The 8,547-nt window shown below is 71.9% G+C and carries 8 protein-coding genes; 1 reads left to right on the forward strand and 7 read right to left on the reverse strand.

Annotated features, from left to right (window positions below):
• Positions 1-18: 18 nt before the first annotated feature.
• Genes A9W96_RS00635 through ssd form a run of 4 tightly spaced genes read right to left on the reverse strand, consistent with a single transcriptional unit; the run spans position 19 to position 3,680 of the window.
• The gene (locus A9W96_RS00635; protein ID WP_197499354.1) at positions 19-612 is read right to left on the reverse strand and encodes a type II secretion system F family protein; all 594 of its coding nucleotides are present in this window, start codon (positions 610-612) and stop codon (positions 19-21) included.
• A gap of 19 nt (positions 613-631) precedes the next feature.
• Positions 632-1,429, reverse strand: coding sequence for a type II secretion system F family protein (locus A9W96_RS00640; protein ID WP_067137329.1), 798 nt, complete (start codon positions 1,427-1,429; stop codon positions 632-634).
• Complete coding sequence (locus tag A9W96_RS00645; RefSeq protein WP_067137331.1) at positions 1,426-2,589, reverse strand: TadA family conjugal transfer-associated ATPase; 1,164 nt, start codon at positions 2,587-2,589, stop codon at positions 1,426-1,428. The genes A9W96_RS00640 and A9W96_RS00645 overlap by 4 nt, the downstream gene beginning before the upstream one ends.
• Positions 2,586-3,680: a septum site-determining protein Ssd gene (gene ssd / locus A9W96_RS00650; RefSeq protein ID WP_067137333.1), complete on the reverse strand. Its 1,095-nt coding sequence runs from the start codon at positions 3,678-3,680 to the stop codon at positions 2,586-2,588. The genes A9W96_RS00645 and ssd overlap by 4 nt, the downstream gene beginning before the upstream one ends.
• Before the next feature lie 439 nt (positions 3,681-4,119).
• Here ssd and A9W96_RS00655 point away from each other — a divergent pair, with 439 nt between their 5' ends.
• A complete protein-coding gene (locus tag A9W96_RS00655; RefSeq protein WP_066867610.1) occupies positions 4,120-4,977 on the forward strand; it encodes an HAD-IB family hydrolase in 858 nt (285 codons plus the stop codon).
• Positions 4,978-5,412: 435 nt separating this feature from the next.
• Here the strand turns inward: A9W96_RS00655 and A9W96_RS00660 are convergent, their stop codons facing one another.
• The 3 genes from A9W96_RS00660 to A9W96_RS00670 all read right to left on the reverse strand — a co-directional run.
• Positions 5,413-6,171, reverse strand: a complete 759-nt coding sequence (locus tag A9W96_RS00660) for an oxidoreductase (protein ID WP_066867614.1) — start codon at positions 6,169-6,171, stop codon at positions 5,413-5,415.
• A gap of 26 nt (positions 6,172-6,197) precedes the next feature.
• Positions 6,198-7,793, reverse strand: coding sequence for an ABC transporter ATP-binding protein (locus A9W96_RS00665; protein ID WP_067137346.1), 1,596 nt, complete (start codon positions 7,791-7,793; stop codon positions 6,198-6,200).
• A gap of 71 nt (positions 7,794-7,864) precedes the next feature.
• A partial coding sequence (locus A9W96_RS00670) for an ABC transporter permease (RefSeq protein ID WP_067137335.1) occupies positions 7,865-8,547 on the reverse strand: 683 nt, incomplete at its 5' end.

Here is an 8,547-nt window from a genome sequence, read left to right on the forward strand (position 1 = left end):
CAATGACTTCCTCTCTTTTCATAGCAGACCCGATTGCAGAACCTGACCGGCCAGACCGGCCACCACCGGGACGATGCCCAGGCAGACGAACGCCGGCAGAAAGCACAGGCCCAACGGTCCGGCGATCAGTACGCCCGCCCGCTCGGCAGCCGCACTCGCCGCGTGCGCGGCGCCGTGGCGAGAGTCCTCGGCCAACTCGGCGACGCCACCGGCCAGCGCCGCACCCGAGGACGCCGAACGTCGGGCCAACCGCAGCAGCGCATCGATCTGCGGGTCGGTCGCATCCTGCGCGCCGGACGGAACGGACCATGCGACAGCGGGATCGGCGCCGAGCGCGAGCAGAGCGGCGGCGCGGCGCAGCACCCTGGCCAGATTCGGCGGCGCCGACGGGGCGGCGGCGGCCGCGGCGCTCGACACCGCCATGCCCGCCGCCAGGCACACGGCCAGCACGTCCAGACAGGAAGCGACGGCCAGCGGATCCGGGCCGCGCGGCGACCCGGTGCTTCGCCGCAGCCGACCGCCGCGCAGCGGCACTCCGGCGCGACCGCGCACCAGGGTTGGCCCGGGTCCGATCCACAGCGCCGCCGCCAGCAGCACCGCCGCCAGATTCATGCGCCGCCACCCGATCGGTTCACGACGCCACCCGATCGGCGATGCGGTCCGACCACAGCAGACCCACGCAGGCCAGCGTCGAGCCGATGAGCAACAACCAGCCGCCCGCGCGCCCGCCCAGCAGGAAGCCCAGCGGCTCGGCCCCGATCAGCTGGCCCAACAGCACGCCGAGCGCGGGCAGCGCGGCCAGTATCGCCGCGGTCGCGCGGGCACCGGCCATGCTCGAGGTCACCCGGTCCGAGAACCGTTGCCGCTCAGCGATATCGCGTTGAGCGGCGCGCATCAGGGTGGCGATGCCCAACCCGTTGTCGCTGGCCAACCGCCAGCACAGTGCGAGCCGCTCCCAATGCCCGGGCAGCGCCGAGGCGCGGCCCGCCACGACCAGACCGGCCGCGACGTCGGCGCCCAGGCGGGCCCGCGCCGCCACCGACCGCAGCGACACCGCAACCGCGCCGGCGGTGTCGTCGGCGGCGACGCGGAACGCACGCACCGGATGCGAGCCGGCCCGCAATTCACCGACGAGCACCTCGAGCGCGGTCTGCAGCGCGCGGCCCTCGGCCGTCGCGCGCCGGATGCGCCGGCGGCGCCGATACCGCAGCAGCGCGGTCGCCCCGACGACCGCGCTGCACAGCACGGTGGTCGGCGGCAGCGCGATGGCGACGGCGCAGCCGATACCCGCGGCGGCGCAGCCCGCCGCACGAAGCCCGGCCGCCGGGAGCCGCCGGTGCCGGGACGTCGACAGCCGCCGTCGCGGCGAGGGCCCGGCGACGACGAGCGCCAGCGACAGCAGCAGCGCACCCGCGGCTGGGCCGTTCATGCCGGCATCCGGCTGCGCACCAGGCGCTGCAGCTGGGGGGCGGCATCGGTCATGCCCCGGTCCGCATGCCAGACGGTGACCGCCCGCACCTGGCCCTGATCTTGTTGCAGCGCAGCGATTTCGCCGAGTCGCCGCCGGCCGGCGGGGCCGCGCTCGACGTGCAGCAGCACCTGCACGGCGGCGGCGAGCTGGCTGTGCAGCGCGGCCCGGTCCAGGCCGCCGAGCGCGCCCAATGCCTCGAGTCGGGCGGGAACCTCGCCGGGCTTATTGGCGTGCACGGTGCCCGCGCCGCCGTCATGGCCGGTGTTCAGCGCGGCCAGCAGGTCCACCACTTCGGCACCCCTGACCTCGCCGACCACGATGCGGTCGGGCCGCATCCGCAGCGCCTGCCGGACCAGCTGGCGAACCGGAACCTCGCCGACGCCTTCGATGTTGGCGCAGCGTGCGACCAGCTTCACCAGATGGGGGTGCCGCGGCGCGAGCTCCGAGGCGTCCTCGACGCAGACGATCCGTTCGGCCGGCGACACCGCGCCCAGCATCGCGGCGAGCAGTGTCGTCTTGCCGGCGCCGGTGCCACCGCTGACCAGGAACGCCAGCCGGGCGTCGATGATGTCGGTGACCAGCGCGGCCGCCGGCGGCTCGATCGCCCCGGCGGCAATCAGGGCCGCCAAATCCTGGCTGGCCGGCCGCAGGACACGCAGCGAAATGCAGGTGCCCCCGGCCGCCACCGGCGGCAGCACGGCGTGCAGCCGCACCGCGAACCCGCCGGCGCCGACGCCGGTCAATTCGCCGTCCACCCAGGGCTGCGCGTCGTCCAGGCGGCGGCCGGCGGCCAGCGCCAGCCGCTGCGCCAACCGCCGCACCGCCGCCTCGTCGGGGAAGCGAATCTCGGTGCGCCGCAGACCAGTGCCGTCGTCAACCCACACCGCATCCGGGGCGGTGACCAGGACGTCGGTCGTCCCGTCGGCGCAGAGCAGCGGATCGAGGATGCCGGCACCGGTGAGCTCGGTCTGCAACACCCGCAGATTGGCCAACACTTCGGTGTCTCCGAGCATCCCGCCGGACTCGGCCCGGATGGCCGCGGCCACCACCGCCGGCCCGAGCGGGCCGGGCTCGCCGGCCAGCCGCTCACGGACGCGGTCGATCAGCGAACCGCTCACGCCGCCTTGCCCTTCGGCACGCCGGCCGCCGGCAGCACGCCGAGCACCTGGCCGGCCGCCGCGGCGAGCGGTGAGCGTCGCCCCAGCCGCAGGCCACCGCGGTCGGCCTGTTCGGCGAGTTGCGGCTGCGCTTTGACCGCGGCCAGCAACGGCAGCCCGGCGAGATCGGCGATCTCGGCCGCCCGCAGTCCTCCCGGCGACGGGCCCCGCACCACCAGGCCGACGTTGGGGTTGACGGACGCCAGCACCGGGGCCAGCGCCCCGGTCGCCGCGCACGCGCGCACGTCACAGCGGGTCACGACGACCACCAGGTCGGCCGCGCTCAGCGCCGCTTGGGTCGCGTCGCTGAGACGACGGGGAAGGTCGCAGATGACGCTGACCGACCCACGCCGGCCGGCGTCGACGACGGCGTGCACCGGCGCGGCCTCCAGCTCGTAGCCGCGGCGAGTGCCCGACAGCACGCTGACTCCGCGGTGGCGTGGCAGCGCATCACGCACCGCCGACCAGGTGAGCCGCCCGCCCTGCAACGCGAGGTCCGGCCAGCGCAACCCCGGAGTGGTCTCGCTGCCCAGCAACAAATCGAGGCCGCCACCCCACGGGTCGAGGTCCACCAGCAGCGCATCGCCGGCGGTCCGGGCCAGGGCGACCGCCAGCGAGGAGGCGCCCGCCCCACCGCAGCCGCCGATCACGGCGACCGCGTGGCCACGCGACCCGTCGTCGCGCATGGATTCGGCGGCGTCGGCCAGCGCGCCGATCAACTCCGCTTCCTGCCCGGGCAGCCGCAACACGTGCGCGGCCCCGACCTCGACGGCGGCCGCCCACGTCGCCGTGTCGGGTTCGGCCGGGGTCAGCACCGTCACGTAATCGCGACGCGGCAGCGCCCATCGCCCGCAGCGAGCGGCCGCCCCCGCGTCCAGCACGACGGCCGCGGCCGCGGCCCACGTCTTGCGGCTGACCGGAGACGCGTCGCCGGCGTGCACCACGCGAACGCCGGCGGCCGCGGCCACCCGATCCAACTCGGCGCGCAGGTCGGGGTCGGCCAGTACCGCCAACACTCCCGCCGAATCGGCCGCTCCGGAGACGCTGGTCATCCGACCACTGTGCGGGGCCGTGACCTTGGCACAACAGTCCCAAACGGGGATTTGTGGATAGAGACGCGAGTGTGCACAAACGCGTCGCGGGGCCATGCCGCCAGCGACGACGCACGCGCTTTCCCGCAACGCACGTAGAGCCGAGCCCGACGCCGCGAAGCGAGAAAACTGACCGTAGAAAAGGGACGACCCCCGCCAGGGGGGGAGGAGGCGAGGGTCGTCGTGCATCAGCCCCGGGGGGTCGGGCTGATACACCCTCGGCTCAAGGCCGAGTAATGCTTACTATACACATGACAAGCCAGAGTAACGCAAGAGATCATTTTCTGGAAAACCAGCTTGAGCCGCGTAAACACCGCTTCGCCCGCGTCCCGAACCCCCTGAGCGGCCATTTCCGGTGCGGGATGGCGGCCTTGCCGGACCACCGACCTATGCTGGTTCCGTGACCGTCTTCGACCCCACCGCGGAGCAGTCGGCCTCGGATCAATCGGCGTCAACCACCGCTTCTCATGCCCGCACGGCGGCCTTCTTCGACCTGGACAAGACGATCATCGCCAAGTCCAGCACCCTGGCGTTCAGCAAACCGTTTTTCAACCAGGGCCTGCTCAACCGCCGCGCCGTGCTCAAGTCGAGCTACGCGCAGTTCATCTATCTGCTCTCCGGTGCTGATCATGACCAGATGGATCGGATGCGCGCCCACATGACCAATATGTGCACCGGCTGGGACGTCGAACAGGTCAAGTCGATCGTCAATGAAACGCTGCACGACATCGTGACTCCGTTGGTCTTCGCCGAAGCCGCCGACCTGATCGCGGCCCACAAGTTGTGCGGGCGCGACGTCGTGGTGGTGTCGGCCTCCGGGGAAGAAATCGTCGCGCCCATCGCCCGCGCGCTCGGCGCCACCCACGCGATGGCGACCCGGATGGTCGTCGAGGACGGTCGGTACACCGGCGAGATCGCGTTCTACTGCTACGGCGAGGGCAAGGTCCAGGCGATCCGCGAGCTGGCCGCGCGCGAGGGCTACCCGCTGGAGCACTGCTACGCCTATTCCGACTCGATCACCGACCTGCCGATGCTCGAGGCCGTCGGCCATCCCAGCGTGGTCAATCCCGACCGCGGGTTGCGCAGGGAGGCCGTGGAGCGCGGTTGGCCGGTGATCTCGTTCTCCCGGCCGGTGTCGTTGCGTGACCGCATCCCCGCGCCCTCCGGTGCCGCTATCGCCACGACGGCCGCGGTGGGCATCAGCGCGCTGGCCGCCGGCGCGGTGACGTATTCGTTGTTGCGCCGCTACGCCTTTTAGCGCGTTTTAGCGACCCAGCAAACGTGCGCCTGTCGCCATGGGATTTCCTTCGCAATTGGGCCTTGCTGTGCTAGGGGTCTAGTAGTACAAAGGAACCACGGAAGCCCGGTAAGGCCAAGGTCGAGCCGGAAGAGAAGGTTCGTTCTCCCGACCCGGGCGCCCAGCACGGTGCTCGGCACCCACGCGGAGTCATAGCCGCGAAGATGGCAGAAGTGTTGCGGGCCTGCGAAATTGCGAAAATGCGGAAGGTATCGACGGCCCTTTGGGTGGGGTTGCAACCATAAGCGTCGCGAGATCGCCGAGGCCAACCCACGCAGCCCCGAGATGCACGCTTGGTAACCGAGCCCCGTGCTAGCGGGCGGCGGACCGAACATTCGGAACGTCGCCCGCTCTACCTTTTTGTGCCCGTTTTCCCGGCGTCGGCAACCGGTTCAGCTACTTGTTCGACATCGCGTCGGCGATCGACACCGCCTCCTGCGCACCGGCTTTCATCGCCCGGCAGCACAGCACCAGCCACGCCCCCACCCCCTCGGGCGTGCCGTCGGCGAATCCTTGCGCGGCGTCGCGATACGCGGCGGGCTGTCGCATCCAGCTGACCTCGGGCACGCCCAGCCCGTGCGGGTCCAGCCCGCTGGCGATGGTCACCAACCTCGACACCGCGCGGGCCACCACACCGTCGGAGCTGCCGAACGGCTTCAGCGTCAGCAGCTCGCCGTGGGCGACCGCGGCCAGCACCGGCGCCGGCACCTGGGTGCGCCCGTTCACCAACTCGGCCAACAACTCCAGTCGCGGCCCCACCCCGGCATCGGTGCGCGGGCGGCCCAGCCGCTCGTCGTCGACCTGCTCGGCCGCGGCCAGCACGTGCAGGCGGGCCAGCGCCTGCAGCGGTGCCCGCCGCCAGATGGCGACGACGGGCCCTTCGCCACCCTCGAGCGCCTGGGCCACCCGAAGCGCCCCCGCGAACACCGGGTCGCTGATCTGCCCCGCGTCGGCGAGGTCCTCCAGCCGGACGGGGCCGCCGTCCAACACCGACGACGCGCGCGCGGCCCGCAGCGCCGCCTCGGCGGCGGTCACCGGCCAACCGCGCAGGTTGGCGCGGTGCCGGTGGGCACGGCCCAACGCTTCGCGGGCGCGGTCACTGGCCTCGGCGACGCCGGGCAGGTCCATCAGGGGGGCCAGCGGATCTGCTGTCACAACCTCACAACCTATCCCCGCCGGATTCACCGCAGCCGCGGGATGGCATCGAGCAACTGCTGGGTGTATTCGTGCTTGGGGTCGGTGAACAGTTCCTCGGTGGGCGCCTGCTCCACCACGCGGCCCGCCCGCATCACCAGGACGTCGTCGGCGATCTGCCGGATCACCGCCAGGTCATGGCTGATGAACAGATAGGCCAGCCCCAGTTCGGCCTGCAGCTCGGCCAGCAGGTCGAGTATCTGCGCCTGCACCAACACGTCGAGCGCCGACACCGCCTCGTCGCACACCAGCACGTCGGGCCGCAGCGCCAGCGCCCGGGCGATGGCCACCCGTTGCCGTTGGCCACCCGACAGCTCACGGGGCAACCGATCCAGCACCGACGACGGCAGCGCCACCTGGTCGACGAGGTGGTGCACCGCCTGGGCGCGCTGCCTGCGGTCGCCGACGCGGTGGAGGCGCAGCGGTTCCTCGATCGCGCGAAACACCGAGTACATGGGATCCAGGCTGCTGTAAGGGTTTTGAAACACCGGCTGCACGCGGCGGCGGAAGGCCAGCTGCCGATCCCGGGGCATCGCGTCGTCGATCCGGGTGCCGTCGAAATCGACGGTGCCCGAGGTGGATTGGAGCAGGCCCAGCACCATGCGGGCCAGCGTCGATTTCCCCGAGCCCGATTCACCGGCGATGGCCAGCGTGCTCGCGCGGCGCAGCCGAAACGACACCGCGTCGACCGCACGGAATTCGCTGCGCCGCCACGGCGCCCCGTGTGACTCCCGGTAGACCTTGGTGAGATCCGAGGCGACGAGGATGTCCTCGGTCGGGGTGGAGGCCGGCCGGCTCCGGCGCGTCAGCGACGGGGCCGCCGCCACCAGCCGCCGGGTGTACTCGTGTTGCGGCGCGCGCAGAATGGACTGTGCGGCACCGGATTCCACCACGATCCCGCGGTGGACGACGACCACGTGCTCGGCCCGTTCGGCGGCCAGCGCCAGATCGTGGGTGATCAGCAGCAGCGCGGTACCGAGTTCGGCGGTGAGCCGTTGCAGATGGTCGAGGACCTGGCGCTGCACCGTGACGTCGAGCGCGGACGTCGGCTCGTCGGCGATCAGCAGCCGCGGCCGGCCCGCCAGCCCGATTGCGATCAGCGCGCGTTGACACATGCCGCCGGACAGCTGATGCGGGTAGCGGGCCGCCTGCCGGGCCGGATCCGGCATGCCCGCCGCGGCGAGCAATTCCACCGCCCGCCCCCGCGTCCCCCGATCGCTCGTGTTGGCGCGCAGGGCTTCCCGGATCTGGAACCCGACCTTCCACACCGGGTTGAGGTTGGTCATCGGGTCTTGCGGGATATAGCCGATGTGCCGCCCCCTGATCGAGCGCAGCGCTCGGCGATCGGCGGTCGAGATGTCGACGCCGTCGAACATGATGCGCCCGCCCGTGATTCGGCCTCCCGGCGGTAGCAGCCCGAGAATCGCGGCGGCGGTGGTGGATTTGCCCGATCCCGATTCGCCGACCACCGCGACGGTCTGGCCGGGCAGCACGCGCAGATCCAACCCGCACACCGCGGCGTGCTCACCGAACCTGACCTCCAGGCCCTCGACCGACAGCAGCGGGGACGCCGCGCCGCTCACTTTGCGCCGCTCTCCCCCGCAAGCGGGAGGTGCCCCCGCCTCATCGCCGCGCTCTACATCGTCGCCGGCGGTCACGCCCGCCACGCCCTCGAGGCCGGATCGAGCGCGTCGCGCAGCGCGTCGCCCATCATCATGAATGCCAGCACGGTCATGGCCAGCGCGCCGGCGGGGTAGAACAGGATGGGTGAGCCGGCCCGCAGCCGGGTCTGAGCGAGGTTGATGTCGCCACCCCACGACACCACCGACGGCGGCAATCCGACGCCGAGGTAGGACAGCGTCGCCTCGGTGACGATGAACAGGCCCAGGGCAATCGTGGCCACCGCGATCACCGGCCCCAGCGCGTTGGGCAGCGCGTGCCGCAGCAGGATCTGAAACCTGCTCATTCCCAACGCTTTAGCGGCGAGCACGTAGTCGCTGCCCCGCACCGCCAGCACCGCACCGCGGGCGATCCTGGCCACCTGCGGCCAGCCGAACAACGCGAGGATGGCGATCACCGTCCACACCGTGCGGTGGTGCAACACCTGCATGAGGACGATGGCGGCCAGCAACAGCGGCAGGCCGAAGAAGACATCGGTGAGGCGGGAGACCACTGCGTCGATCCAGCCGCCGTAGAAACCGGCCAGCGCACCCAGCGCGCCGCCGACGACGAAGACCAGCAGCGTCGCGCCCAGCCCGACCGTCACCGAGGCGCGCGCCCCGTAGACGGTGCGTGCGTAGATGTCGTGGCCCTGCAGGTCGGTGCCGAACCAGTGCC

This window comes from Mycobacterium sp. 1245852.3, assembly GCF_001669335.1.
Classification (GTDB): Bacteria; Actinomycetota; Actinomycetes; order Mycobacteriales; family Mycobacteriaceae; genus Mycobacterium; species Mycobacterium europaeum_A.